Source organism: Bordetella trematum (assembly GCF_900078335.1).
Taxonomy (GTDB): domain Bacteria; phylum Pseudomonadota; class Gammaproteobacteria; order Burkholderiales; family Burkholderiaceae_B; genus Bordetella; species Bordetella trematum.
In genome coordinates, this window is sequence record NZ_FKBR01000014.1 from 73,318 (window position 1) to 98,917 (window position 25,600).

Sequence of the window (25,600 nt, forward strand, 5' to 3'; positions counted from 1 at the left end):
GACTCAAGCGTCCTCGTCATCCAGATGCAGGCGCAGAAAGGGCAACGCATCGCAATACTGCAGATCGTCGCGGCCCCAGGCCCGGTTGGCGGCTTCGCCGCGCGCATATTCATCGGCCAGGTTCTCGATGGCCTGCCGCCAGCCTTGCAGAATCTCCGGCCAGGAGCGTGCGCCGAAAGTCTCGCTATCGGCGGCCAGCTTGACGCCTTCCAGCCCCAGATCCTCGTCGGCCAGGCCCTGGGCGGCCACATTGCGCGCATGGATCTGCACCAGCAACAGGCCGGCCACGCCCTCTCCGCCATCCTGCCCGCTCAGCACGGAGGCGTAGAAAGGCAGTTGCAGGTTGATGGGACGGGGACGCGACCAGTCGGCTTCGGGGCGGGCCTGCGCGGCGCCCGTCTTGTAGTCCAGGATGACCGTGCGCCCATCGCCCAGACGATCGATGCGGTCCAGCCGGAGTTTGAGCGCCAGCGCACCACGCTGCCAGCGCTGGTCAGCTTCCAGCTGCTCGATGGCGAAGGGGGGGCGCTGCGCCTCCAGTTGCATCCAGCGCGCCAGGACGGCCTCGGCGCGGGCACACTCCAGCCCGCGCACGGCAGGCGCATAGGCTTTCAATTCTTCGTCGGCCGCCTGCGCGACGGCCTGCCCCAGCAACGCCGGCAGGCGTTGCTCCTGCATGGCCAGATGCAGCGCTTCCTGGTCCGGCAGCATACGCCAGGCCAGCTCCAGCGCCCGGTGCAGAAACTGCCCGCGCACGTTCTGGCTGGCCGCCACGGCATAGGGCGCCAGCTCGCGCGCGCCCAACCGGTGACGCACGAACGCCCATTGCGGATTGCGGGCCTGGGTGTCGAGCACATCCAGCCCGCCGGTGCTGGCGCCTTGGGCCGCCAGGGGTGGGCCCTGCTCGTCCACCAGGCTTTGCAACGGCAAGGGTTCGACCGCCTCATCCTGCGGCGCGCACGCCTGGCGCAGGGGCGCCGCAGCGATCAACGGCGAGGGCCGCAACTCGCGCTCGCCCTCGTGGGCCGCGCAGCTGACGATCATCTCCGGCGCGCAAGCGCGCAAGGCCTCGAACATGGTTTCGGCCCACTCGCGCTCGCGCTCGGGCGTGGCGCGCGGGGCCCCCGCCTGGCGCAGCACCGCCAGCGGCAGCAAGGGGTTGGGGCGCGGCGAGGCCGGCAGGACTTCGTCGGTCAGGCCCAGCATCCAGACACCATCCCAACTGCCGCCTTCGGCTTCCAGCAGGCCCAGCACATCCAGGCGCGCCAACGGATCGCGCTGCGGTTGAAAACTGCCAGCCCGCGCGGCGCTGGTCAGCAGGCGCACCGCGCCATGCCCGTCAAGCGGGCCGGCAGCCGGCGCCAGCGCGGCAAAATCCCCCAGCAACTCGCCCAGCGCGCCCATGACCTGGTAGCCCACGCTGTCGAGCGCCTGCTCCCCCGGAAAGCCCAGCGCGATCAGCGCTTCACGCACATGACCGGCCCAGATATCGCAGGGCGCGCGCGACGGCGCAGCCTGCCAGACCGCCAGCGCGGCTTCCCAACCCTGGGCCAGCCGCGGACAGAACTCCAGGCGTTTTTTCCATTCGGGCTCGCTGATGCGGATCTTTCCCTGACGACGCCAGCGCACATCGATGGCGGCATGGCGCTCGCTGCGATCGCCCGCGCAATGCCCGGCCAACAATGCCGCGCCGAATGTGGCCGCCGCCACCGAACCGCTGCGCGCCATATCGGCCAGCGCCTGCAGCCAGGCCAGCGCGGCGCGCAGCGCCGGCCACTCCAGCAGGGGTCGGCCGACCGCCACGTTAAAGGGCAGATCGGCCTGCCCTTGCCCCCCCTGCAGCGCCTGGCTCAGCACGCGCCGCGCAAACGGCGCCTCGTTTTCCAGTTGCGCCGAGACGATGGCATAGCGGCCGGCCGGATTGGCGCGCAGACGCTGAGCGGCCCAGGCCGCGGCCGCACGCCATTCCTGCGCATGATCGGCGCTCAGTACGCGAACCGGCTCGGCCGGCTCGGCGCGCGTTTCGCGCCAGACCCGCAATTGCGCCCCGCCATCCTCAAAGGCGGCCAGCAGCCGCGCAAAGCGTGGCGAAACCTCGCCGAAGCCGGCCAGCACGATCCGTTCGGGCGCCGCCAGCTCGCCGCCGCGCAAGGCGCGCAACACGCGCAGATAGCCCTGGTTGGCGTCGTCCGCATCCAGCTTGGCCAGCATGGCGCGATAACGCGCCCGCCAGCGCGCGAAGCCGCGATATTCATCGGTCTGCGCCGCCTCGGGAATATCCAGCCGCCATTCGTCGCACAGCATGTCGGCATCCATGGCCAGGCGCGCCGCCTGATCGATGTCCAGCAGCGCGCGATCAGCCTCTTCATGGGCGATCGCCTCGCGCCAGACGAGCTGGGCGGCAAAGCCGCCCAGGCGGAAGGCGGGCAGATCTGCATCCACCTCGAACGCCAGCTCGTCGGCGGCGGCGGCCAGCCAGGCCGACAGGGGCACGATGCGAGGCAGTTCGCTGACCTGGCGCTGCGCCCGCAGACGCGCCGCCAGCTCGAGGGTCAGGCGCCGGGCCAGACGATTGTTCACAGTCAGGATCAGCGTGCCCGCGCAGGGCAGCTCGGCCAGGGCCTGCACATCGCAGGCGGGCAAATCGGAAAGGACGGTGTCCGGCATGCAGGCATGGGCCGCCACGCGGCCAGGGGAAAGTCGAACAGCCGCTAGGATACCGTGGCCGAGGCGCCTAAAAACCGCACATGGCGGCCACGTTTTCCCAGTTGATGCGCATCTCGGGCGAGAGATAGCCGACAAAACCGAGCAGCATCACGGCAGCCAGCAGCAATCCGCCCAGCCAGCGCACCCAGCGACGCGGCCTCATGCGACCGCCACGCCCGGCGTCAGCGCGCGTTCGCGCACCGGCAGGCAAAGCAGGGCCGCCAATACGGCCAGCCCCAATCCCAGCCACCACACCCCGTTGTAGCTGCCGGTAGTGGCATAGACATAGCCGCCCAGCCACACCCCGCTGAAACTGCCTACCTGGTGCCCCAGGAACACGATGCCCGACAGGGTGGCCGCATAGCGCAGCCCGTAGATATCTCCGATCAGCCCCTGCGTCAACGGCACGGTGCCCAGCCAGAACAGCCCCATCCAGGCCGCAAAGACGTACAACACCAGCGGCGTGAGCGGCACGGCCAGCACCAGAATGATGCCGAAGGCCCGCATGGCGTAGGTGCCGGCCAGCAGCCATTTCTTGCTGTAGCGTCCGCCCAGTTTGCCGGCGTAGAAAGAGCCGATCACGTTGAACAGACCAATCAGCGCCAGCGCCGTGGCGCCGTCGGCTGCGCTCAGGCCCGCATCGGTCACGAAGGCCGGCAGGTGCAGCGTGATGAAGGCCGTATGGAAGCCACAGACGAAGTAGCTCCAGAACAGGAAATGGAAAGAGGGATGCAGCACCGCCTGGCGCACGGCCTGCCCCAACGACTGGGTCACGCCGTGCGAGGAGGCCTTGCCGCGCAACAGGAACGCCATCGGCAGGGTCGCCGCCATCAGCAGGGAAAGCAGCCACAGGGCGCCACTCCAGTCCAGCGCGCCGATGGCGAACTGGCCGGCCGGCACGATCAGGAACTGGCCCATGGAGCCGCCCGCACTGGCCACGCCCATGGCCGTGCTGCGATAGGCCGGCGGCACCGCGCGCGCGATCACGGGCAGGATAATGGGGAAAGTGGTGCCGGCCTGACCCAATCCCACCAGCACACCGCTGGTCAGGTAGAGCATGAGCGGGTCGCCGGCGTAACGGGTGCCCACCATCCCGAGCGCATACAACAGCCCGCCCATCGCGATCACCCTGCCGGCGCCATAGCGATCGGCCAGGATGCCCATGAAGATGCTGGCCAGCCCCCACACCAGATTCTGCAGCGCAAAGGCGAAGGAAAACACTTCACGGCCCCAGCCCTGGGCCAGTCCCATGGGTTGCATGAACAGGCCGAAGGTGGCCCGCAAGCCCATGGCCACCATGACCACGGTCGTTGCCGCCACGATGGTGCGCACGGAGATCGTTTCTGAATTCGACATATTCGATGGAGGCAATGAGGTCCGCAACGGCAGACCACCCGTCACAAGGCCCGCCACCGGGCGGGCCCAACCGGGCAGACTGCCCCGGACCGGGCCAGCCATGACGGGCCGCGTACTGCGCGGCCGCCGGCTGCCCGAGAATTCAGCAGTTGTCCTATGACAAGTTTACCTGCTCCCGCCGCCCACGCCCGCACGAGCCCCTGCGAGGCCGGGACCCGGGGCGGGTCCGCAGGCGGCCAAAACGGAAAAGCCAGCGTATCGCTGGCTTTTCCTGCTTGCCCGTCAATGCGCTCAGGCGGGGCGATGGACGGCACAGAGCTTGTGGCCATCGGGATCGCGCACATAGGCGAGATACATGGCGCCCTTGCCGCTGCCGCGCAGCCCCGGAGGACTTTCGATCGAGGTCCCGCCGTTGGCGACCGCCACATCATGGAAGGCCTGCACCTGCTCCGGCGAGTTGCACTTGAAACCCAGGGTCGCGCCATTGGCCACGGTGGCGGGCTGGCCGTCGATGGGCTCGCTCACGCCGAAGGTGCTGCCGTCGTGGCGATAGAAAAGCCGGCGCTGGCCGGTCGCGGACTGGTTGCTGACGGCCTCGCCGGCCCCCAGCAACCCCAGCACGGCGTCATAAAAGCGCTTGGAACGTTCGATGTCGTTGCTGCCGATCATCACATGATTGATCACGGTGAATTTCCTCTATCTGCTTGCCTGTGGAGGCGGGAATCGGGCGGCACCGCCGACGGCGGCCGCCCTGCATTGTCTGCCAAGACACGGCCCCCCGCCACTGATGCCCGGCATTGCTGCAAAGCAGGCCGGAATGCAGCGCCATATGCTAGGATTGCGGGCTGCATACCGGATGCCCCCGTAGCTCAGTGGATAGAGCATCTCCCTCCTAAGGAGAGGGTCGCACGTTCGATTCGTGCCGGGGGCGCCATGCCCGGGCCTGCCCTGGGCCGCCCCGCTGTGATATGCCCCCCCTTTCCGAGCACCATGTCGGCCGGCCCGGCCCGGCGCTCGCGTCCTTGGCGACTCTTGCCGTCCTGCGGGTTTGCCCCGCCTCAAATTCAGCCGAAAAAAGCCTGTCCCCTCTTGCGCAAGAGTTTAAAATACTGTTTAAATTTGCGCCGTAAACGTTTAATTCGTTTAGGGTTTTCCTTCTTCCGGACAGGACGGCCCTCGGCGATATCCCCTTACAGTCAGACAAGGCCTGTAAACATGGCAATTTCCTGGATGCGCCTGGCTGCGCGCGCCGTTGCGCCCCTGGCCCTGGCGGCGGCAATGTTCTCCGCCCCGGCGCTGGCAGCCAAAGCCACGGATCCCTGCAAGACCAACGCCAAGTCGGCGGAATGCCGTGCCGCCAAGAAGAAGGCGCCGGCCACCAAGACCGCGGCAAGCAAGCCCGCCGCCAAGACTGCCCCCAAGACCACCCCCAAGGCCGCCTCCCGCGCCAGCGCGAAACCGGCAGCCAAGGCGCCGGCCAAGACCGCTTCGAAAGCGAGCGCCAAATCCAGCGCCAAATCCACCACCAAGGCCCGCAGCAAAACCGCCAGCAAGGCCTCGCCCAAGGTCGCCGCCCGGAAAGCCCCCGCCTCCGGCAAGAAAGCCGCCCCCCGGAACGCCAGGGCCCGCCACGCCGCCGCGGCTGCGGCAGGCGCGGCCGTGGTCGAACCGGCCCTGGTGTCGGTGGCCGAGGATGTGCGCTCGCTGCGTTCGAGCACGGCCTACGTGATGGACCTGGAAACCTCCACGGTGCTGTTCGCCAAGAACGACAAGGTCGTGCGCCCCATCGCCTCGATCTCCAAGCTGATGACCGCGCTGGTGGTGGTCGACGCCAATCTGCCCATGGATGAAATGCTTGAGATCACCGATGAGGACATCGACACCCTCAAGCACACCACCTCGCGCCTGAGCGTGGGTACGCGCCTGTCGCGCGGCGACATGCTGCACCTGGCCCTGATGTCTTCGGAAAACCGTGCCGCCAATGCCCTGGGGCGCAACTATCCGGGCGGGCTGCCGGCCTTCGTGCGGGCCATGAACGCCAAGGCCGCCACGCTGGGCATGGTGGACTCTCGCTTCGTCGAACCCACCGGCCTGTCGGCCCAGAACGTTTCTTCGCCGCGCGATCTCTCGCGCCTGCTGCGCGCGGCCTCGCAACGTCCGCTGATCCACCGCTACTCCACCGATTCGGAATACGAGGTCGAGGTCAACAAGCGTACCCAGACCTTCCGCAATACCAATCTGCTGGTGCGCAAGCCCGACTGGGATATCAAGGTATCCAAGACCGGCTTCATCAACGAGGCCGGCGAGTGTCTGGTCATGCTTACGCGCGTGAACGGTCGCGACCTGGCCATCGTGCTGTTGGATTCGCAAGGCAAGCTCTCGCGCATCGGCGATGCGGTGCGTCTGCGCCGCATCGTGCAAAGCGAGGTGGCGATGCTGTAACGGGCCTGCCTGCCCGCTACCGCCAGGGCCGCAGATGCGGCCCTTTTCATGTCCGGGGGAATCAGGCGTGCGCCGGCTCGTAAAGATGAGGCGGCAGCCCCTCGAATACCTGGGCCGCGTCCAGCGAGGCGATGGCCCGCCCGGGCGGCAGACGGCCGCTGGCCTGCAGCATCTGGTAGCGCAGGCAGCAGACCCTCAGGAAGGACGTGAAATTGGGCGTCTCGCCGCGATAGGCCAGCAGCTCATCGTAGAGCCGCTCGATCAGTTGCGTGACGCGCAGGCCGTCACGCTCGGCGATTTCCTGCAGGACAGTCCAGAAGAGTTTTTCCAGCCGCACGCTGGTGGCCACGCCATGCAGCCGCAAGGAGCGGCTTTCGGCCGTATAGGACAGGGCGTTGGCTCGGATGAAGATCTCGCACATGGGTCGCTCCGCATGGGTCGCTCCGTTGAGCAAGCAATGTACGGCCTGGACTGAGCCGGCGGCAAGCGCTGCCGGCCCAGCCTGCCTCAGTGCGAGATCCGCGTACCCAGCACCGCGAGGAACTGCGCCAGCCAGGCCGGGTGTGCCGGCCAGGCCGGCGCAGTGACCAGGTGGCCGTCGGTATGGGCCTGATCGATGGGGATGTCGGCGTAGGTGCCGCCCGCCAGGCGGACCTCGGGGGCGCAGGCCGGATAGGCCGAGCAGCTGCGCCCGGCCAGGATGCCAGCCGCCGCCAGCAACTGCGCCCCATGGCAGACGGCGGCGATCGGCTTGCGCGCCGCATCGAACTGCCGCACGATGTCCAGCACCTGCTCGTTCAGGCGCAGGTATTCCGGCGCGCGGCCGCCCGGGATCACCAGGCCGTCATAGTCCTGCGAGCTGACCCGGTCGAAATCGAAGTTGAGGGTGAAGTTGTGGCCCCGCTTTTCGCTGTAGGTCTGCGCGCCCTCGAAGTCATGGATGGCGGTGGCGATGGTGTCGCCGGCCTTTTTACCGGGGCAGACGGCATGCACCACATGCCCGACGGCCAGCAGCGTCTGGAACGGCACCATGGTTTCATAGTCTTCGGCGTAATCGCCAACCAGCATCAAGAGCTTTTTGCCCATTGTCGTCTCCTGTCTCCGCCCCCCTTGGGACGCCTGACCCATTGTGGCGCGGGCGCGGCGCCCCGGGGTGGTACAGGATTACCGCGCTATTCCAGCCCGACGCTGACCGGCCTGGCCTGCAGCAGATCCACCAGCACGCCGGGCGCGATGCCGATCAGGTAGCCGCGCCGCCCGCCGTTGATGTAGACCTGGGGATAATCCAGGATGCCACTTTCGATATAGACCGGCATGCGTTTGCGAGTGCCGAAGGGTGACGTACCGCCGACCTGATAACCCGAATGACGCTGCGCGACCTCGGGATGGCAGGGCGTGATCTTCTTGGCCCCGGCCTGGCGCGCCAGATTCTTGGTAGAGACCTCGCGATCGCCATGCATGATCACCACCAGCGGCTGGGCCGCCTCGTTTTCCATGATCAGCGTCTTGACCACGGCGTGCGGATCCAGGCCCAGCTGGCGCGCGGCTTCGCCGGCGCCGCCGTGATCGACGTAATCGTAGGTATGTTCGGTGAACGCCACCTTGTGGCGCTTGAGAAACTGGGTCGCAGGGGTTTCGGAGACGTGTCGGGTTTTGCTCATGGGTCACGGACGCCGTCAGGCGCGCGGGTGATGCGCGGCGTGCAGCGACTTGAGCCGCTCGCGCGCCACATGGGTGTAGATCTGGGTGGTGGAGATGTCGGCATGGCCCAGCAACAGCTGAACCACGCGCAGATCGGCACCATGGTTCAGCAGGTGGGTCGCGAAGGCGTGGCGCAGCACATGCGGCGACAACGGCGCCTGGACATCGGCGACCCGGGCGTACTTCTTGACCAGTTGCCAGAACGCCTGGCGCGACATGGCCTGGGCGCGCGCGGTGATGAACAGCGCATCGCTGACGCGCGCACCGGCCAGCTCGGCACGGGCCTGCTCCAGATAGCGCTGCAGCCAGTGTGCCGCCTCGGCGCCCAGCGGCACCAGCCGGTCGCGTCCGCCCTTGCCCTGCACCACGCGCAATACGCCGTCGGCCAGGCTGACATCGAGCGTGCGCAAACTGACCAGTTCGGTCACGCGAACGCCGGTGGCGTAGAGCGTCTCCAGCATGGCGCGGTCACGCAGCCCGCGCGCCAGCGACAGATCAGGAGCCTGCAACAGCGCCTCGACCTGGCCTTCTGAAAGCGTCTTGGGCACGCGCAGGGGCTGGCGCGCGGCCTCCAGGCTCAGGCAGGGATCGGCGGCGCAGCGCCCCTCGCGCAAGGCCCAGGCGAAGAAGCGCCGCAGGGTGGCCAGCCGGCGGTTGGCCGTGGCTGGCCGGCTGTCCTCGTGGCAGGCGGCGAACCAGGCCGCCAGGTCCGCCGCGCTGGCCTCGCACAGCTGGCCGGCGGCCCCGGGCGGCGCCTCTGGGGCCTGCAGCCAGCGGGCAAAGGCGCTCAGGTCGCGGCGGTAGGCCGCCAGCGTGTTGGCGGCCAGGCCGTCTTCCAGCCAGAGGGCCTGGATGAAGGCATCGATGTCGGCCTGAGAAACCAGGACAGAGGTGTCGGACATGGAGGTTCAGGAGCGGGAAGCGGCCTGCTCGGCGGCAGCCACCTGCAGCCAGGCTTCGAAGGCCTTGAGCGCGCCGGGCCGCTCGCTGTGCTGCGGATAACCGAAATAATAGCCCTGCCGCACCTGCAGAACATGCGGCACCGGCATCACCAGCCGCCCCTCGTCCAGCGCCCGCTGGGCCAGAAAGCGCGGAATCAGGCCCACTCCCAGACCGGCCTGCACCGCCGCCATCACCATGGTGAACAGGTCATAGCGCGGCCCGCCCGCAGCCGACGGCCCATACAGCAGGCCATTGGCGTCATACCATTGGCGCCATGCGTCCGGACGCGAAGCCAGGTGCAGATGGGTCATGGCCGCCATCAGCGGGCCGCCGCGGGCGCGCGCCTGCTCCAGCAGTGCCGGCGCACAGACCGGCACCAGTTCGCGCTCCGGGAACAGCAGCACCCCCTGGCTGCCGGGCCAGATGCCGTCGCCATGGTAGAGCGCGCCGTCAAAAGGCTGATCCTTGAACTGAAAGGGCAGCGTGCGCACCGTCAGGCTGACGGTGATATCGGGCTCGGCCTGCTGGAAATCCGGCAGTCGCGGAATCAGCCAGGTGGTGGCCAGCGTGGGCACCACGGCGATGTGGATGCTGCGCCCCATGCCGGTGCGGCTGACCAGACCGAAGGTGTCCTTCTCGATCTGGTCCAGATGGTGACGGATGCGCCCGGCGTACTCGGCGCCATGGTCGGTCAGCACGATGCGCCGGCGCACGCGGGTAAAGAGCTGCACCCCCAGGCGCGCCTCCAGACTGGCCACCTGGCGATAGACCGCGCTGTGGGTGAGCGAGAGCTCCTCGGCCGCACGCGAAAAGCTGCCCAGCCGGGCGGAGGCCTCGAAAGCCTGCAGGGCGCTCAAATTGGGAATACCGTTTCTCATGCGCACGATCCATCGCAAGGCGAGCAGGGCCGGAGGGTCTGCACCCCCCATTGAACAAGTGCCGTCTGCTCACTATCATGTGCAATTTTATCAATTGCATTGTGCAAGTCAGGAACATTATCCTGATGCGATATTTTTCATAATCCAAAATACGAGACACTCCACCCGCCGTGACTTCCTCCACTCGCAAAACCGGCCCTCGCATGGGGGGGCATATCCTGGTCGACCAACTGGTCAACCATGGCGTCAAACATGTTTTCTGCGTCCCTGGTGAGAGCTACCTGGCCGTGCTGGACGGTCTGCATGACGCCAGCATCGATGTCACGGTCTGCCGCCAGGAAGGCGGCGCGGCCATGATGGCCGATGCCTATGGCAAGCTGACCGGCGAACCGGGCATCTGCATGGTGACCCGCGGCCCGGGCGCGGCCAACGCCCTGGCCGGCATCCACATCGCCCTGCAGGACTCCACGCCCCTGATCCTGTTCGTGGGTCAGATCGAACGTGGCATGCGTGAGCGCGAAGCGTTCCAGGAAATGGACTACCGTGCCGTGTTCGGCACGCAGGCCAAATGGGTGACCGAGATCGATCAGGTCGAACGCATCCCCGAATTGCTGTCGCGCGCCTTCCATGTGGCAACCTCGGGGCGTCCGGGCCCGGTGGTCATCGCCCTGCCCGAAGACATGCTGGTCGAGATGGCCGACGTGGCCGATGCGCCCCGCTACGAAGTGATCGACGCCGCGCCGAGCGCCGCGCAGCTCGACCGCCTGAGCCAGTTGCTGGCAGAAGCCAAAAAGCCGGTCGCCATCCTGGGCGGCACGCGCTGGGATGCCGACGCGGTGGCCGGGTTCGCCCGCTTCGCGCAGGCCCACGCCCTGCCCACGGCCGTGTCCTTCCGCCGCCAGATGCTGTTTCCGGCCGACCACCCCTGCTATATCGGCGATGTGGGCCTGGGCATCAATCCGGCCCTGCTCAAGCGCCTGCAGGACGCCGACCTGATCCTGCTGGTGGGCGGACGCATGTCGGAGAACCCGAGCCAGGCCTACACCCTGCTGGACATCCCGGTGCCGCGCCAGAAGCTGGTGCATGTACACCCCGACAGCGCGGAGCTGGGCCGCGTCTATCGCCCGACGCTGGCAATCAACGTGTCGCCGGCCGCCTTCTGCGCCGCGCTGGCCACGCTGCCCGCGCCCCAGGCCGCCCCGGCCTGGAGCGAGGACACCGCCGCCATGCGCCAGAGCTATCTGGCCTGGAGCGATCCGGCCCAGGTCAAGACGCCGGGCAAGCTGCAGCTGGGCGAAGTGATGGCCTACCTCGAAGCGAAGCTGCCCGCCGACGCCATCATGGCCAACGGCGCCGGCAACTATGCGACCTGGCTGCACCGCTTCCACCGCTTCACGCGCTACGGCACCCAGCTGGCGCCGACCTCCGGCTCAATGGGCTATGGCCTGCCGGCCGCGGTGGGCGCCAAACGCGCCCAGCCCGAAAAGATGGTGGTGTGCTTCGCCGGCGATGGCTGCTTCCTCATGCACGGCCAGGAGTTCGCCACGGCCGTGCAGTACGACCTGCCCATCATCGTGGTGCTGATCGACAATGGCATGTACGGGACCATCCGCATGCACCAGGAGAAGCACTACCCGGGCCGCATCTCGGCCACCGGCCTGAAGAACCCCGATTTCGCCGACTACGCCCGCGCGTTCGGCGGGTACGGCGAACGCGTCGAGACCAGCGCCGAATTCGGCCCGGCCTTCGAGCGCGCCGTCGCCAGCGGCAAGCCGGCGATCCTGCACTGCCTGCTGGATCCGCAGGCCATCTCGCCGTCGACCACGCTGGACAAAATCCGCGCCGCCGCCGAACAGGCTCAGGCGTAAACCTGGCGGGCGGGCCTGGCGGCCCGCCCTGCCGGATTCCGATTTCACTTTTACCGCTTGCCCTTTCTGGAGTACCGAATGTCCTCGATGCCCTCGTTTAACTGGGAAGATCCGCTCCTGCTGGATCAGCAACTGACCGAAGAAGAGCGCATGGTGCGCGACGCCGCCTACGCCTATTCGCAGGACAAGCTGGCCACCCGCGTGCTGGAAGGCTTCCGCCACGAAAAGACCGACCCCGCCATCTTCGCCGAAATGGGCGAACTGGGCTTGCTGGGCGCGACCATTCCGGTCGAGTACGGCGGCGCCGGCCTGAACTACGTCAGCTACGGCCTGATCGCCCGCGAAGTCGAACGCGTGGACTCCGGCTATCGCTCCATGATGAGCGTGCAATCCTCGCTGGTGATGGTGCCCATCAATGAATTCGGCAGCGAAGCCCAGAAGCAGAAGTACCTGCCCAAGCTGGCCTCGGGCCAGTGGATCGGCTGCTTCGGCCTGACCGAACCCAACCACGGCTCCGACCCCGGCGGCATGGAAACGCGCGCCCAGAAGATCGACGGCGGCTACAAGCTCACCGGCAACAAGATGTGGATCACCAACTCCCCCATCGCCGATGTGTTCGTGGTGTGGGCCAAGTGCGTCGGCGGCGAATTCGACGGCAAGATCCGCGGCTTCATCCTGGAAAAGGGCATGAAGGGCCTGTCGGCGCCGGCCATCCACGGCAAGGTCGGCCTGCGCGCCTCGATCACCGGCGAAATCGTCATGGATGAGGTGGAAGTCAGCGAAGAGCAGATGATGCCGGGCGTCTCGGGCCTGCGCGGTCCCTTCACCTGCCTGAACTCGGCCCGCTATGGCATCGCCTGGGGCGCGCTGGGCGCCGCAGAAGCCTGCTGGCACACCGCCCGCCAGTACACCCTGGACCGCAAGCAGTTCGGCCGCCCGCTGGCCGCCAACCAGCTGATCCAGAAGAAGCTGGCCGACATGCAGACCGAGATCACGCTGGCCCTGCAAGGCTGCCTGCGTCTGGGCCGCATGAAGGACGAAGGCACCGCCGCCGTCGAAATCACCTCCATTATGAAGCGCAACTCCTGCGGCAAGGCCCTGGACATCGCCCGTCTGGCGCGCGACATGCTGGGCGGCAACGGCATCTCCGACGAATTCGGCGTGGCCCGTCACCTGGTCAACCTGGAAGTGGTCAACACCTACGAAGGCACGCACGACGTGCACGCGCTGATCCTGGGCCGCGCCCAGACCGGCATCCAGGCTTTCTTCTGACCGGCAGCGGCCTGCGCGCCGCGCCCGCACAGCAAAACGCCCCGTCAGCCATGGCTGACGGGGCGTTTCCTTTTCCGCTGGGCCGTCCCAAGGAAAAGCGCCACCTCGGGGGGCAGCAAGCCGTCAGGCGCAGCGTGGGGGCACCCCTCTCCGCTGGGCCGTCCCAAGGAAAAGCGCCCCCGGGTCGGGCTCAGCCGGCCAGATCGAACAGGCTGGTGGCATCCAGCTCCAGCACCACTTCGTCATGCTGGTTGTAGACCAGCCACGACCAGCTGACGATGCCCAGATCGGCGCGCGTGGTGGAGCGGCGTACGCCTTGCACCCGCGCCTGCAGCGTGAGGGTGTCGCCCGGACGCACCGGTACGCGCCAGCGCACCTCGCCCAGCCCCGGCGAGCCGAAGGACTCGGAATCATGCAGGATGGCGTCCACGGCCATGCGCATGGCCAGCGCGCAGGTGTGCCAGCCGCTTGCGATCAGGCCGCCCCAGCGCCCTTCTTCGGCGCGGGCGACATCGACATGAAACCATTGCGGATCGAACTGGCGCGCGAAAGCCAAGACTTCGTCCTGAGTGACCGTGAGCGGCCCTCCCTTGATCACCATACCTTCGCGCAGCTCGGCGAATTTCATTGCTTCCCTCCTTGATTGGCCGCTTTCAGGCCGTCTGAAGCCATAGGATACAGGGATAGGGGCAACGGCTGCCCACGCCTTGATATAAGCCCAAAAAAAGGCCCGGCAAAGCCGGGCCCCGGGCGAGACAGGAGCGTCGGCCCCGCCCGGCCGCCGCGCGCCTAGAGATCGCGGCGACGGACCCCGAAAGCCAATGCCAGCAACGCCACGATGCAGGCTCCCATCACGTAAAGCGCCGGCGCGAAAGACACCCCGGTGGAGAAGCTGATCCAGGTGAGGATGGCCGGCGCAAAACCGCCGAAGATGGTGACGGCGGTGTTATAGGCCAGCGACATACCAGAGGAGCGCACCGCCGTCGGGAAGATCTCCGACAGCGCTGCCGGCGCAACCCCCACATACATGGCCACCATCAGGCAGCACAGCGACTGCGCGACGATCAGCGCCGACAGCGAATGATTGGCCTGCAGCCACATCAGCAGGGGATAGATGCAGACCAGCATGATGAGCGCGCCAGCCGTCAGCACCGTGCGACGGCCGAAGCGGTCGGACAGCGTGCCGGCGAAAACGCATCCGCCAATCATGAACAGGTTGCCCACCAGCGCCGCCGTGAAGGCATCCGAACTGGCAAAGCCCAGATTGCGCTGCACGTAGATGGGCATGTAGATCACCAGGGAATACGGCCCGATGGCCCACAGCACCGACAGGCCCAGGGCCGAAGCCAGCTCGCGCGGATACTCCTTGACGACCCGCAGCAAGGGGGCGCGCGCCTTCTCTGCGCTACGCGCCTGGCGCTCCTGCTCCTCGCGGAAATGCGGGGTTTCGTCCAATGCACGCCGCATCCACAAGCCCACCGGCGCGATGGCCAGGCCCAGGATGAAGGGAATGCGCCAGCCCCACTCGCCTACCTGGTCTTCGGTCAGCGTGGTGGTGACCACGGTCGCCACCAGCGCGGCCAGCAGGTTGGACACCCCCATGCTGGCCTGCAGCCACGACGCATACTGCCCGCGCTTGCCGGCCGGCGCATGCTCGACCAGGAAGGCCGTAGCCCCACCGACTTCGCCGCCTGCCGAAAAGCCCTGCAGCACGCGGCCGCAGACGATCAACAAGGGCGCGCCCACGCCGATGGCCGCATAGGGCGGCGCGATCGCGATGAGCAGCGTGCCCGCGGCCATCAGCATGATGGTCAGCGTGAGCGCGGCGCGACGGCCGGCCCGGTCGCCATAGGAGCCCAGGATGAGCGCGCCCAGCGGCCGCACCACGAAGCCCAGGCCAAAGGCCAGGAAGGAGGCCATCAACTGCACCGTCGGGTCTTCGTTCTGAAAGAAGTTCTGCCCGATATAGACCGCGAACAACGCGTAGACCGTGAAGTCATACCACTCCAGCGCGTTGCCTGCCGAAGCCGCAATGACCGCGCGGCGCCCCGAATGAGACGGCTGGGCCGCCTGTTCGCCTCCGGCCGCTTTTGCAGCGGTATGGATTGCGATGTCTTTCATGCTTGCTTTCCCCTTGGACTCGCGCCTTGCCGGCGCTGTGGTCCGTTAAGAGCGCCCCTGCCCGTCAGGCGGCGCCCGCTCTTACGCCGCCGCCGTCGCCAGCCGCGCCAGATGATGGCGGCTGGCGCCGAACAGCGCCTCGATGACCGTGCAGCGCTTGAAGTGCGCGCCCACGCTCAATTCATCGGTCATGCCGATCCCACCGTGCAACTGGATCGCGCCCTGCCCGACCACCTTGGCCGAGCGACCGGCCTGAACCTTGGCCATGGACAGCAACCGGTCCGCCTCGGGCAAGCCGTCAGCCAGCGCCATAGTCGCGGCCAGCGTCAGCGAACGCGCCTCCTCCAGCGCGATATACATATCGACCTGACGATGCTGCAAAGCCTGGAACTGGCCGATGGGCCGGCCGAACTGGCGCCGCACCTTGAGATACTCCAGCGTGGCGTCATGCATGGCCTGCATCGCGCCCAGGTTTTCGGCGCACAAGGCGGCGATCGCATGACGATAGGCATCGTCGACCAGGTCCGCGCCGCTGCCGCCAGCGCCCAGCAAGGCCTCGGCCGGCACATGCACGTCCGTCAGCGTCAGATGCGCCGCGCGCCCGCCGTCCAGCGTCGTGAAGGCCCGCCGCGACAGGCCCGCCGCATCGGCCGGCACCAGAAACAGCGACAGGCCATCGCGCTCGCCCGGCGCCCCGGCGCTGCGCGCCGACACGATGAAGACATCGGCTGTCGGCGCGTCCAGCACAGTGGCCTTGGCGCCATTGAGCACGAAGCCCCCGCCCTGCGGCTGCGCGGCCAGCGCGACCGCATAACGCGCATCGCGTGCCCCGGCCTCGGCATGGGCCCAGGCCACTTTGCAATGGCCAGCCGCCAGCGGCGCCAGATAGCGCTCGCGTTGCGCGGCGCTGCCATGACGCAGCAGCAGGCCAGCGCCCAGCACGGCCGTCGAGAAGAACGGTTCGCTGGCGCGCGCGCGCCCCAGCGCCTCCATGATGAGCATGGTTTCGACCGGCCCGCCGCCGATGCCGCCGGCATCTTCCGGCAGCAGCAGGGCGAACCAGCCCAGCTCGGCCATCAGCGCCCAGTCCGTCTCGGCATAGCCCGGCTCGCTGGCCAGCAAGGCGCGCCGGCGCTCGAACTCGCCATGCTCGCGCGCGAAGGTTTCGGCGCTGTCCTGCAGCATGCGCTGCATGTCGTTCAAGGAAAAATCCACGGCTTGCTCCTACAGGCCCAGCACGTGCTTGGCCAGAATGTTGCGCTGGATCTCATTGGATCCTCCCCAGATCGACACCTTGCGCAGGTTGAAGTACAGCGGCCCGGCGGCAGCGGCGAACTCCGGCGCCAGCGCCTGGCTGTCGTCGACCTCGCCGTCCAGCAAGGCTTCGTCCAGCGCCAGTGCATCCAGCCCCATGCAGTCCATGGCCAGCTCGCTGATGGACTGCTCGATCTCGGTGCCGCGTATCTTCAGCATGGAGGCCGCATTGCCCGGGCTCTGCCCGGCGTTCATCGCACTCAGGAAGCGCAGTTCGGTGTACTCCAGCGCCGCCAGCTGGGTTTCCAGGTCGGCAAAGCGCAGCCGCAGCACCTGGTCGTCGAGCAATGCGCCGCCCAGGCCGTCACCCCGCTGCCCGGCCACGGTTTTCAGCCGGGCCAGCAGGCGACGCGAACGCGCCACCCCGGAGATCACGAAGCGCTCATGCTCCAGCAGAAACTTGCCGTATGACCAGCCCGTGCCCTCGCCGCCGACCAGTTGCTCGACCGGCACGCGCACATTGTCGAAAAACACCTCGTTGACTTCGGCATCGCCATCCAGCATGCGGATCGGCCGCACGCTCACGCCCGGCGAACGCATATCCAGCAGCAGAAAGGAAATGCCCTGCTGCGGGCGCTCTTCCTTGCTGGTGCGCACCAGGGCGAACATCCAGTCGGCCCATTGCGCCCAGGTGGTCCAGATCTTCGAGCCGTTGACGACATAGTGATCGCCATCGCGCACGGCCGTGGTCTTGAGCGAGGCCAGGTCGGAACCCGAACCCGGCTCGGAATAGCCCTGGCACCACCAGTCCTGGTTGTTCAGGATGCGCGGCAGGAACCGCGCCTTCTGCGCCGGACTGCCATAGGTGTAGATCACCGGGCCGACCATGTTCACGCCGAACTGCACCAGCGGCGGGCAGGGCTGCGCGCCGTACTCCTGCATGAAAAGATATTTCTGCACGGCGCTCCAGCCCGGACCGCCGTACTCCTGGGGCCAGTTCACGGCATACCAGCCGCGCCGGGCCAGGATGTCCTGCCAGCGCACGAAATCCTCGCGCTCAAGCCGCAGGCCCAGCGACACCTTGCGTCGGATGTCCGCCGGCAGATTGGCCGCGATGAATTCGCGCACCTCGATCCGGAAGGCTTCCTCTTCCGGCGTAAATCGCATTTCCATTGCCTACTCCTCAGATCACGCCATCGGCGCGCAGCGCCGCGATGGCGGCCGCATCCAGCCCCAGCAACGCGCCGAGCACTTGCTCGCTGTGCTGCCCCAGAGCCGGCGCCGTGCGCACCCGCCCGCGCTCGACGCCGGAAAAATGCACGGGCTGCTCCATGAGCGCCGTCTCGCCCAGCACCGGATGCGTGGCGCGCGCCAGCAGCCGGCGCACCTGCGCCTGTTCGCTGTCGGCAGCCTGCGCCGTATCCTGGATGGGCGCGGCCGGCACCCCGGCGCGGCTCATGGCGTCCACGGCCGCGGCCACGCTGCGCTGGCGGCTCCACCCCTCGATGTAGCCACGCAGCTCCGCATCGTGCCGGCTGCGCAGGCCATCGCTGACAAAGCGCGCATCACCCGCCAGCTCGGGATGGCCGATGGTTTCGGCCACGGCCCGGAACAGCTTGTCGTTGGCCGCCGCGATCACCAGATGCCCGTCGGCGGCGGCGTACGCCCCGAACGGCGAACTCAGCGGGTGACGGTTGCCCACGCGACGCGGCGCGCTGCCGCCAAACAGGTACTGCGCCATGGCGGTCGGCTGCATGGCCAGCAGGGCATCGAACATGGCCACATCGACGTGGCGGCCCTGCCCGGTGCGCTCGCGGTGAAACAGCGCCGCCATCACGCCCCAGGCCGCGAACATGCCGGCGCAGATGTCGCCGATGGATTCGCCGATCAGGGTGGGCGCGCCATCCGGCTCGCCAGTCAGGCTCATGATGCCGCTCATGGCCTGGGCCACCACGTCGTACGACGGCCGGTCCGCGTTCGGGCCGTTCTGGCCGAAACCCGAAATGCTGCAATACACCAGGCCCGGCGTCTGCGCCGACAGACAGGCATAGCCGATCCCCAGCTTGTCGGCCACGCCGGGCTTGAAGTTCTCGATCACCACATCGCACTGCGCGGCCAGTTCGCGCGCGATGCGCTGGCCGGCCTCCTGTTTGAGATCCAGGCGCAGGCTTTTCTTGCCCCGGTTGTTGAGCACGAAGTTGGTGCTCTCGCCCTGCACCATCCGGCCCATGTGGCGCTGGTCGTCCCCGTGCGGCGGCTCGATCTTGATGACTTCGGCCCCCAGGTCCGCCAGCATGGCCGTGCAATACGGCCCGGCCAGCACCCGGGTGAAGTCCAGAACGCGCACGCCCGCCAGCATCTCTTGATTCATGGTCTTGTCCGCTGTCGCGTCCTGCTCAGGCGCCGAAGGCGGCGGTGTCGATGCGGCCGATGGCTTTGAGACGCACCTCGTCGAGCGCTTCCTCGTAGCCGGCGTCGGCATAGCGCAGCACGCCACTGGCGGTATCGTTGGTCATCGACAGCGACAGGCGGCGCTCGGCGCCTTCGGTGCCATCGGCCACCACCGTCACGCCGGCGCTGGTCATATAGCCGCTGTAACCGCCGCCGCCCGAGTGGATCGCCACCAGATCGGCGCTGGAGGCGCAATTGATCATGGCGTTGAGCAAGGGCCAGTCGGCGATGGCATCGGAGCCGTCACGCATGTTCTCGGTCATGATGTTGGGATGGGCCATCGCGCCAGCGTCCAGGTGGTCGCGCGTGAAGGCGATGGGGCCCGAGAGCACGCCGTCGCGCACCATCTGGTTGACCGCCAGCGCCAGCTCGGTGCGTTCGCCGTGCCCCAGCCAGGCAATGCGCGCCGGCAGCCCCTCGAAGGGCACTTCCTTGCGCGCCAGGCGCACCCAGTTGGTGACGATGGCATTGTCGGGAAAACGTTCCAGCAGCAGATCATCGATCTTGCGGATGTCGTCCGGATCATTCGACAGGGCGATCCAGCGGAACGGCCCGATGGCCCGCGCAAACAGCGGACGCAGGAAGGCCTCGGTGAAAACGGGAATATCGAAGGCGCGCTCGACGCCGCCATCGCGTGCGTGGGTACGGATCAGGTTGCCGTTGTCGAAGACGATGGCGCCGCGATCCTGGAAACCCAGCATGGCCGTCACATGGCGCACGATCGAGGCGCGGCTGGCGTCCATCAGGCGGGGCACGTCGGTCTTGCGCAGCTCGGCCACTTCGGCCAGGGTGTAGCCGGCCGGGATATAGCCGTACACCAGATCATGCGCCGAAGTCTGGTCGGTGACGATATCGGGAACAATGCCGCGCGCCAGAATTTCCGGGAAGACCTCGGCCGCATTGCCCAGCAGGCCGACCGACACCGGCTCGCGGCGCGCCTGCGCCTCGCGGATCATGGCCAGGGCCTCGTCCAGGGTATCGGCGCGCTTTTCCAGATAACCGGCCTTCAGGCGCTTCTCGATGCGTTCGGGATTGATTTCGACCGTCAGGATGGCGGCGTTGGCCATGCGGCCGGCCAGCGGCTGGGCGCCTCCCATCCCGCCCATGCCGGCGGTCAGGATGAAGCGGCCGTGCAGGTCATTGTCGAAATGACGCTCGGCGATGCGCGAGAAGATTTCGTAGGTGCCCTGGATCACGCCCTGCGAACCGATGTATTGCCAGTCGCCGGCGGTCAGACCGCCCCAGCAGATCAGGTTTTCCTGCTCCCAGCGGTAGAAGTTCTCGGCCCGCGCCCACTGGCCCACCATATTGCAGTTGGCCATGATGACGATGGGCGCATCTTTGTGGGTGCGCAGCACGCCGATGGGCTTGCCCGACTGCACGATCAGGGTCTGGTCTTCCTCCAGTTCCATCAAGGCCTTGACCATCGCGTCATGCGAGGGCCAGTCGCGTGCAGCACGCCCCAGGGCGGCATACACCACCAGATTGTCGGGGTCTTCGCCCACGGCCAGCACGTTTTCCAGCAGACGCAGCAATGCTTCCTGGCGCCAGCCCTTGCAGCGCAGTGTCGGGCCGCCCGGGATTTTGAATTCGCGTTTCACTTCGAGTACCTCAACGAGCCAATGCGTAATCAGTAAAGTTCATGCCGAGCGCACGCTCGACGATGGGATAGACCGAGGGATCGGTGACGCTGGACGACAGCGGGATGTGGCGCTTGTGCACATGCAGGATGCTGACCTCCAGGCCGTCACGCAGCTGGCCGGCGCTCACGGGCTTGCCGTCCGTGTCCAGCGTGGTGATCACATCCGGGTAGCAGGCGATGCGTTCGCCATGGGCATCGGTGACGGCCATGTGCTCGTTCATGACGTGGAGCACGCGTTTGCCGGCGCCTTCGCCGATTTCCACCGTGCCGATGTCGAAGGCTTCCTCGGTGTACTTGAGCGTGTTCAGGCGCACCTTGCCCGAGCCGATGATTTCGCCCTTGAGTTCCCGGCAGATGGCGTCGATGACGGCGGCCCCACCCCGCGGCTGGGCCGCCAGGATGGCTTCGCCCAGCGCCAGCGCCATGCTGATGCCACCCAGCGCGGCGTGCTGGCGCACATACGAGGCACGAATGGGATTGCGGCAACTGGCGATGAAGCCGCCCGACATATCGGAGGCCTTGCGCAGCACCGGCGAGACCTTGCCGGTCGCCCCGCGCACGGTCAGTTCCATATAGGCGTTGTTGCGGCGGTTGCCGCCCACGGCGCACTGGATCATGGGCTCGGGGCTGTTGGCCAGGCCCAGCGAGCCCATGTCGCCGGTCGGGTGGGCGCGCAGGTCGCCCACCGCGTCGATGACCTTGGTGCCCAGCACCGCCGAAGGCAACCAGGCATTGAGGGTGCTGGACATGCCATTCTGGCCGATGATCAGGCCATACAGCGGCTCGCCCAGCGCCTCCTGCACCAGGCTGGCCGCCTTGACGTAGTCCACGCCCAGCATTTCCCAGTCGGTCAGCCCGCCCGGCGCGCCGATGGCAGCGGCCGTGGCGATCCAGGCCTCGTCGGGCACTTCGTCCATGCTGACCAGCTCGGGGCGACCCATGGTCACGGCCAGCGTGCCCAGTTGACGGCCATGCTCGGCCCAGCCGCCGCCGCCGCAGGCGAACACCGAGCCGCCCAGCACCGCAGCCTCAACGTCCTTGAGGGTCAGAATCCTTCCCATGATTGCTCCTTTCCGTCTTGATAGGTGATGCCTTGCACCGGTCAGGAAGTCGCGATCTCAACCCCTGTCGGACAGTGCGTTGAGCGGATCATAGGAAGGTCTATTGATAATGTCGTATTACCTTTTATGCCATGTATATAACAGCATGTTAATCATCATTGCTCGCCCTGGGGACGCTCCCGCGGCCCGTCGGCAGGGCCTAGGGATAGTCCTAATCCGCAATGACGGCGCCTGCCTCAGGTTTCGAGCTCGCGCAACACGCGGATGAACTCGCGCGCCAGACGCGACAGGGGTTCCAGTTCCAGGTGATAAACGCTGATGGGCGCGCTGACCGTCTCGGCCACGGGCACCGTGACCACGCCGCTCCAGATAGGCCCGCGTACCGACATCTCGTCGACCAGGGCCACCCCGGCGCCGGCCTGCACCATGGCGCAGGCCACGTGCGCCTGCTGCACCTCGATGCGCGCCTCGGGCTCGGCCGGCAAGCCGGCAAAGATGTCGCGCACCAGCATGGCAAAGGGAATGTCGGCGCTATAGCCGATGAGCGGCTGCTCGGCCAGTTCGGCGGCGCTGACCTGGGCGCGCCCGGCCAGCGGATGGCCTTCGGGCAGCACTGCGACGAAGTGGTTTTCATACAGCGACTGGGAGGCGAAGCTGGGGTGATCCATCGACAGATAGGCCACTCCGAGCTCGACCTGCTGCGTGAGCAGCGATTGCAGCATCACGCTGGGAATGAGGGTCTGCAGCACGAGGCGCACTTCGGGAAACTCGCGCCGGAAGGCGGCGATGGCGCGCGGCATGAGCGATTGCCCCAGGCTCGGGCTGCAGGACAGGCGCAACTGCCCGACCCGGTTCTCCGCCAGGTTGTCGGCCACTTCATTGACCCGCTGCACGATCTGATAGAGCGTGGACACCTCGGCGAAAAGGCGCTTGGCCTCGGGCGTAGGGTAGAGCCGCCCCTTGATGCGCTCGAACAGCATCAGGCCCAGGCGCTGCTCGGTGTAGGCGATCAGGCGGCTGACGGCCGGCTGCGATACGAACAACAACTTGGAGGCGCCGCTGATCGAACCGCTCAGCATGATGGCGCGAAAGACTTCGATCTGACGCAGGTTGAGCTTCATGGCGACTCACCGGTTTCATTAACGTGATGTTAATTATTACGCACAATTAAGCATAAGACGTTGTGCAAGGCGGCTCACTACACTGGCTCCCATTCCTGTTGCAAAGATAAGGGAGACAGCGATGAGCGATTTTGATTTGGTGGTGCGCGGCAACATCGTCGAGCCGCAAGGCATCGTCGAAGACGGCTGGCTGGCGGTACGCGGCACGCAGGTAGCCGCCCGAGGTACGGGGCAGCCGCCTGCCGCGCGCGAGACGGTCGATGCGCGCGGCCAGTGGATCATGCCGGGCGTCATCGACGGCCAGGTGCATTCGGGCAGCCAGGCCAACCAGGAAGGGCTGGGCTGGGCCTCGCGCGCCGCGGCTGCCGGCGGCGTCACGGTCATGGTGGACATGCCTTATGACGACCCCGAACCGGTGGCCTCGCGCCCCCACCTGGACGCCAAGATTGCCGAGGCCGAACGCGACTGCCACGTCGACGTGGCGCTGTTCGGCACGCTGAACCGCGAGCACGGCCTGGCCGCTGCCGCCGGCCTCATCGAAGGCGGCGTCTGCGCCTTCAAATTCTCGACCTTCGAAGCCACGCCGGGGCGCTTCCCGCGCATCGAGGAGGACGACCTCTACGAAGCCTTCCAGTTGATCGCCCCGTCGGGCCTGGCCTGCAGCGTGCACAACCAGATGCAGGAGCTCACGCGCAAGAACATCGCCCGCCTGATCGAGGCCGGCGACACCGGCTGGGACGCGTTCATGCGGGCCCACACGCCGCTGATCGAAAATCTGGCCACCGGCATCATCTACGAGCTCGGCGCCGAAACCGGGGCGCGCGCCCACGCCGTGCACGTGTCGACGGCACGCGGCTTTGAGCTGTGCAATATGTATCGCCGCGCCGGCCACCAGGCGAGCATCGAAACCTGCGTGCAATACCTGATGCTCAATCACGAAGAGCACACCCGCCGCTTCGGCGCCAAAACCAAACACTATCCGCCCATCCGCCCCAAGGCCGAGGTCGACCGCCTGTGGACCCACATCGCCCGGGATGAATGCACCTTCGTGTCTTCGGACCACGTGAGTTGGGGCCTGGAGCGCAAGGGCAATCCCAACGTGTTCAAGAACGCCTCGGGCGGCCCCGGCCTGGAGACCCTGCTGCCGGCATTCTGGACCGGCTGCGAGGAGCACGGGATTTCGCCCTCGATGGTGGTGCGCCAGCTTTGCCTGAACCCGGCGCGCCACTTCCTGCTCGATGACCGCAAGGGCTCGCTGGACGTGGGCCGCGATGCCGACATCGTCATCCTGAGCCCGGAGCGCTACGCCTTCGACCCTTCGGTCAGCCTGTCGGCAGTGAAGTGGAGCTCTTTCGAGGGCCGTGAATTCCGCGTGCGCGTGGCCGCCACCTGGTGCCGCGGCCAGCAGGTCTATGACGGTCAACGCATCGTCAACCAGGCCGGCCACGGACGCTTCCTGCGTCCGCGCCAGGCCTGAATCCGACCCTTATCGCGGACATCATCATGGCATCTGAAACCGAATTTCCTCCCTTGAACGCCGAGCGCCTGTGGGCGCGGGTCGAAACGCTCTCGCGCATGACGCTGCCCGACGTGCCCTGGACCCGGCGCGCCTTCTCTCCCCTGTTCGAACAATCGCGCCAGTGGCTGCGCAGCGAGTTCGAGGCCGCCGGGCTGGCCGTGCGCCAGGATGCCGGCGGCAACCTGATCGGCGTGCGCGCCGGGCGCGACGCCACGCGCGCGCCGCTGTCCACCGGTTCGCACTGCGACACCGTGATGGGCGGCGGGCGCTTTGACGGCATCATCGGCGTGCTGGCCGGCATCGAGGTGGCCCACACCCTGCAGGAGCAGGGCGTAACGCTGGCACACCCCTTCGAGGTCATCGACTTCCTGTCCGAAGAGCCGAGCGACTACGGCATTTCCTGCGTCGGCAGCCGCGCGCTGTCGGGCCAGTTGCATGCCGACCAGCTGGCCGCACGCAACGCTGAAGGCGAAACCCTGGCGCAGGGGCTGCGACGCATCGGCGGCGATCCGGATGCGCTGAGCGCGCCCTTGCGCGGCCCCGGCGGCACGGCCGCCTTCGTCGAACTGCACATCGAGCAGGGGCCGGTGCTGGAGACGCGCGACCTGCCCATCGGCGTGGTCACCAACATCGTCGGAATCCGGCGCGTACTGATCACGGTGCACGGCCAGCCCGATCACGCCGGCACCACTCCCATGGACATCCGCCGTGATGCCCTGGTCGGCGCGGCGCGCGTCATCGACGCCGCCCATGCCCGCGCCACGGCGCTTGCCGGCAAGCCGCATTACGTGGTCGCCACCATCGGCCGCATCGCCATGACGCCGAACGCGCCCAATGCGGTGCCAGGGCAGGTCGAACTGTTGATGGAGGTGCGCAGCGACAGCGATGCCGTCCTGGATGACTTCCCCGAAGCCGTGATGCAGTCGGTGCAGGCGCCCCTGGCGCAGCTGCGTCTGAGCGCGAGCTGCGCGCCGGTCAGCCGGGCGCGGCCGACCGACTGCTCGCCGCTGGTGATGGACGCCGTGCAGGCTGCCGCCGATCGCCTGGGCTACGCCAACATGCGCTTGCCCAGCGGCGCAGGTCATGATGCGGTCTACATGGCCCCCACCGGCCCGATCGGCATGATCTTCATCCCTTGCCTCGATGGCCGCAGCCACTGTCCGGAAGAGTCCATCACGCCGGCCCAATTGCTCGACGGCACGCGCGTGCTCTATGAAACCGTGCTGGAACTGGATCGTCGCCTGAGCCAGGGCTGACCCGGCGTCC

General features: G+C 67.4%; 22 protein-coding genes and 1 tRNA gene. 6 read left to right on the forward strand and 17 right to left on the reverse strand.

The genetic code is table 11. The features are described 5' to 3' along the window. Nucleotides 1-3: 3 nt before the first annotated feature. The 4 genes from A7V84_RS07985 to A7V84_RS07995 all read right to left on the reverse strand — a co-directional run bounded on the left by A7V84_RS07985 (nucleotide 4) and on the right by A7V84_RS07995 (nucleotide 4,746). Nucleotides 4-2,667 carry a PD-(D/E)XK nuclease family protein gene (locus A7V84_RS07985; protein WP_063491934.1) on the reverse strand — a complete coding sequence of 888 codons (2,664 nt, stop codon included), beginning with the start codon at nucleotides 2,665-2,667 and terminating at the stop codon, nucleotides 4-6. Between the two features lie 67 nt (nucleotides 2,668-2,734). Then, entirely contained in the window at nucleotides 2,735-2,869 is a 135-nt protein-coding gene (locus A7V84_RS21755; RefSeq protein WP_257792243.1) for a hypothetical protein, read from the reverse strand. Next, nucleotides 2,866-4,062 (reverse strand): MFS transporter, encoded by a 1,197-nt coding sequence (locus A7V84_RS07990; RefSeq protein ID WP_101604679.1) that lies wholly within the window; start codon nucleotides 4,060-4,062, stop codon nucleotides 2,866-2,868. Before A7V84_RS07990 ends, A7V84_RS21755 begins: the two co-directional genes overlap by 4 nt. 291 nt (nucleotides 4,063-4,353) lie before the next feature. Then, the gene (locus A7V84_RS07995) at nucleotides 4,354-4,746 is read right to left on the reverse strand and encodes a VOC family protein (RefSeq protein ID WP_025518341.1); all 393 of its coding nucleotides are present in this window, start codon (nucleotides 4,744-4,746) and stop codon (nucleotides 4,354-4,356) included. A 174-nt stretch (nucleotides 4,747-4,920) separates the two neighbouring features. Between A7V84_RS07995 and A7V84_RS08000 the strand changes: the two genes are divergently transcribed. Both A7V84_RS08000 and pbpG read left to right on the forward strand, forming a co-directional pair. Continuing rightward, nucleotides 4,921-4,996: transfer RNA gene (locus A7V84_RS08000), tRNA-Arg, on the forward strand. Between the two features lie 281 nt (nucleotides 4,997-5,277). Continuing rightward, entirely contained in the window at nucleotides 5,278-6,504 is a 1,227-nt protein-coding gene (gene pbpG / locus A7V84_RS08005; protein WP_025518344.1) for a D-alanyl-D-alanine endopeptidase, read from the forward strand. Between the two features lie 61 nt (nucleotides 6,505-6,565). Here the strand turns inward: pbpG and A7V84_RS08010 are convergent, their stop codons facing one another. From A7V84_RS08010 to A7V84_RS08030, 5 genes are all read right to left on the reverse strand, one after another. Further along, nucleotides 6,566-6,925, reverse strand: a complete 360-nt coding sequence (locus A7V84_RS08010; protein ID WP_025518346.1) for a ribbon-helix-helix domain-containing protein — start codon at nucleotides 6,923-6,925, stop codon at nucleotides 6,566-6,568. Nucleotides 6,926-7,011: 86 nt separating this feature from the next. Next, entirely contained in the window at nucleotides 7,012-7,590 is a 579-nt protein-coding gene (locus A7V84_RS08015) for a DJ-1/PfpI family protein (protein ID WP_025518348.1), read from the reverse strand. An 86-nt stretch (nucleotides 7,591-7,676) separates the two neighbouring features. Further along, nucleotides 7,677-8,165, reverse strand: a complete 489-nt coding sequence (gene ybaK / locus A7V84_RS21065; protein WP_025518350.1) for a Cys-tRNA(Pro) deacylase — start codon at nucleotides 8,163-8,165, stop codon at nucleotides 7,677-7,679. Nucleotides 8,166-8,180: 15 nt separating this feature from the next. After that, complete coding sequence (gene xerD / locus A7V84_RS21070) at nucleotides 8,181-9,107, reverse strand: site-specific tyrosine recombinase XerD (RefSeq protein ID WP_025518351.1); 927 nt, start codon at nucleotides 9,105-9,107, stop codon at nucleotides 8,181-8,183. 6 nt (nucleotides 9,108-9,113) lie between these two features. After that, nucleotides 9,114-10,025 carry a LysR substrate-binding domain-containing protein gene (locus tag A7V84_RS08030; protein WP_025518353.1) on the reverse strand — a complete coding sequence of 304 codons (912 nt, stop codon included), beginning with the start codon at nucleotides 10,023-10,025 and terminating at the stop codon, nucleotides 9,114-9,116. Nucleotides 10,026-10,195: 170 nt separating this feature from the next. Here A7V84_RS08030 and A7V84_RS08035 point away from each other — a divergent pair, with 170 nt between their 5' ends. Then, complete coding sequence (locus tag A7V84_RS08035) at nucleotides 10,196-11,893, forward strand: thiamine pyrophosphate-binding protein (protein ID WP_025518354.1); 1,698 nt, start codon at nucleotides 10,196-10,198, stop codon at nucleotides 11,891-11,893. 78 nt (nucleotides 11,894-11,971) lie between these two features. Continuing rightward, entirely contained in the window at nucleotides 11,972-13,165 is a 1,194-nt protein-coding gene (locus A7V84_RS08040; protein WP_025518356.1) for an acyl-CoA dehydrogenase, read from the forward strand. A gap of 190 nt (nucleotides 13,166-13,355) precedes the next feature. Here the strand turns inward: A7V84_RS08040 and A7V84_RS08045 are convergent, their stop codons facing one another. The 8 genes from A7V84_RS08045 to A7V84_RS08080 all read right to left on the reverse strand — a co-directional run bounded on the left by A7V84_RS08045 (nucleotide 13,356) and on the right by A7V84_RS08080 (nucleotide 22,815). Continuing rightward, the gene (locus A7V84_RS08045; RefSeq protein WP_025518358.1) at nucleotides 13,356-13,793 is read right to left on the reverse strand and encodes a MaoC family dehydratase; all 438 of its coding nucleotides are present in this window, start codon (nucleotides 13,791-13,793) and stop codon (nucleotides 13,356-13,358) included. Nucleotides 13,794-13,954: 161 nt separating this feature from the next. Further along, nucleotides 13,955-15,286: an MFS transporter gene (locus A7V84_RS08050; RefSeq protein WP_025518359.1), complete on the reverse strand. Its 1,332-nt coding sequence runs from the start codon at nucleotides 15,284-15,286 to the stop codon at nucleotides 13,955-13,957. A gap of 81 nt (nucleotides 15,287-15,367) precedes the next feature. After that, nucleotides 15,368-16,501, reverse strand: a complete 1,134-nt coding sequence (locus A7V84_RS08055) for an acyl-CoA dehydrogenase family protein (protein ID WP_063491931.1) — start codon at nucleotides 16,499-16,501, stop codon at nucleotides 15,368-15,370. 9 nt (nucleotides 16,502-16,510) lie between these two features. Continuing rightward, nucleotides 16,511-17,713 carry an acyl-CoA dehydrogenase family protein gene (locus A7V84_RS08060; RefSeq protein ID WP_025518363.1) on the reverse strand — a complete coding sequence of 401 codons (1,203 nt, stop codon included), beginning with the start codon at nucleotides 17,711-17,713 and terminating at the stop codon, nucleotides 16,511-16,513. Nucleotides 17,714-17,723: 10 nt separating this feature from the next. Then, nucleotides 17,724-18,911, reverse strand: a complete 1,188-nt coding sequence (locus A7V84_RS08065; RefSeq protein ID WP_063491930.1) for a CaiB/BaiF CoA transferase family protein — start codon at nucleotides 18,909-18,911, stop codon at nucleotides 17,724-17,726. A 25-nt stretch (nucleotides 18,912-18,936) separates the two neighbouring features. After that, nucleotides 18,937-20,592, reverse strand: a complete 1,656-nt coding sequence (locus A7V84_RS08070) for a urocanate hydratase (RefSeq protein WP_025518366.1) — start codon at nucleotides 20,590-20,592, stop codon at nucleotides 18,937-18,939. A gap of 10 nt (nucleotides 20,593-20,602) precedes the next feature. Continuing rightward, nucleotides 20,603-21,694, reverse strand: coding sequence for a DUF917 domain-containing protein (locus A7V84_RS08075; RefSeq protein ID WP_033534132.1), 1,092 nt, complete (start codon nucleotides 21,692-21,694; stop codon nucleotides 20,603-20,605). A 236-nt stretch (nucleotides 21,695-21,930) separates the two neighbouring features. Next, complete coding sequence (locus tag A7V84_RS08080) at nucleotides 21,931-22,815, reverse strand: LysR family transcriptional regulator (RefSeq protein WP_025518370.1); 885 nt, start codon at nucleotides 22,813-22,815, stop codon at nucleotides 21,931-21,933. A gap of 121 nt (nucleotides 22,816-22,936) precedes the next feature. Between A7V84_RS08080 and A7V84_RS08085 the strand changes: the two genes are divergently transcribed. Continuing rightward, the gene (locus tag A7V84_RS08085) at nucleotides 22,937-24,292 is read left to right on the forward strand and encodes a dihydroorotase (protein WP_033534131.1); all 1,356 of its coding nucleotides are present in this window, start codon (nucleotides 22,937-22,939) and stop codon (nucleotides 24,290-24,292) included. 26 nt (nucleotides 24,293-24,318) lie between these two features. Then, nucleotides 24,319-25,590, forward strand: a complete 1,272-nt coding sequence (locus tag A7V84_RS08090; RefSeq protein ID WP_063491929.1) for a Zn-dependent hydrolase — start codon at nucleotides 24,319-24,321, stop codon at nucleotides 25,588-25,590. The last annotated feature ends 10 nt before the right edge of the window (nucleotides 25,591-25,600 follow it).

What these genes read in the sequence shown, in the direction of transcription:
- A7V84_RS21755 (WP_257792243.1), bottom strand. Translation starts at nt 2,869, where the DNA reads ATGAGGCCGCGTCGCTGGGTGCGCTGGCTGGGCGGATTGCTGCTGGCT.
- A7V84_RS08040 (WP_025518356.1), top strand. Translation starts at nt 11,972, where the DNA reads ATGTCCTCGATGCCCTCGTTTAACTGGGAAGATCCGCTCCTGCTGGAT.
- A7V84_RS08060 (WP_025518363.1), bottom strand. Translation starts at nt 17,713, where the DNA reads ATGGAAATGCGATTTACGCCGGAAGAGGAAGCCTTCCGGATCGAGGTG.
- xerD (WP_025518351.1), bottom strand. Translation starts at nt 9,107, where the DNA reads ATGTCCGACACCTCTGTCCTGGTTTCTCAGGCCGACATCGATGCCTTC.
- pbpG (WP_025518344.1), top strand. Translation starts at nt 5,278, where the DNA reads ATGGCAATTTCCTGGATGCGCCTGGCTGCGCGCGCCGTTGCGCCCCTG.
- A7V84_RS08065 (WP_063491930.1), bottom strand. Translation starts at nt 18,911, where the DNA reads ATGAATCAAGAGATGCTGGCGGGCGTGCGCGTTCTGGACTTCACCCGG.
- A7V84_RS08045 (WP_025518358.1), bottom strand. Translation starts at nt 13,793, where the DNA reads ATGAAATTCGCCGAGCTGCGCGAAGGTATGGTGATCAAGGGAGGGCCG.
- A7V84_RS08015 (WP_025518348.1), bottom strand. Translation starts at nt 7,590, where the DNA reads ATGGGCAAAAAGCTCTTGATGCTGGTTGGCGATTACGCCGAAGACTAT.
- A7V84_RS08010 (WP_025518346.1), bottom strand. Translation starts at nt 6,925, where the DNA reads ATGTGCGAGATCTTCATCCGAGCCAACGCCCTGTCCTATACGGCCGAA.
- A7V84_RS08050 (WP_025518359.1), bottom strand. Translation starts at nt 15,286, where the DNA reads ATGAAAGACATCGCAATCCATACCGCTGCAAAAGCGGCCGGAGGCGAA.
- A7V84_RS07985 (WP_063491934.1), bottom strand. Translation starts at nt 2,667, where the DNA reads ATGCCGGACACCGTCCTTTCCGATTTGCCCGCCTGCGATGTGCAGGCC.
- ybaK (WP_025518350.1), bottom strand. Translation starts at nt 8,165, where the DNA reads ATGAGCAAAACCCGACACGTCTCCGAAACCCCTGCGACCCAGTTTCTC.
- A7V84_RS08085 (WP_033534131.1), top strand. Translation starts at nt 22,937, where the DNA reads ATGAGCGATTTTGATTTGGTGGTGCGCGGCAACATCGTCGAGCCGCAA.
- A7V84_RS08030 (WP_025518353.1), bottom strand. Translation starts at nt 10,025, where the DNA reads ATGAGAAACGGTATTCCCAATTTGAGCGCCCTGCAGGCTTTCGAGGCC.
- A7V84_RS08075 (WP_033534132.1), bottom strand. Translation starts at nt 21,694, where the DNA reads ATGGGAAGGATTCTGACCCTCAAGGACGTTGAGGCTGCGGTGCTGGGC.
- A7V84_RS08080 (WP_025518370.1), bottom strand. Translation starts at nt 22,815, where the DNA reads ATGAAGCTCAACCTGCGTCAGATCGAAGTCTTTCGCGCCATCATGCTG.
- A7V84_RS08090 (WP_063491929.1), top strand. Translation starts at nt 24,319, where the DNA reads ATGGCATCTGAAACCGAATTTCCTCCCTTGAACGCCGAGCGCCTGTGG.
- A7V84_RS07990 (WP_101604679.1), bottom strand. Translation starts at nt 4,062, where the DNA reads ATGTCGAATTCAGAAACGATCTCCGTGCGCACCATCGTGGCGGCAACG.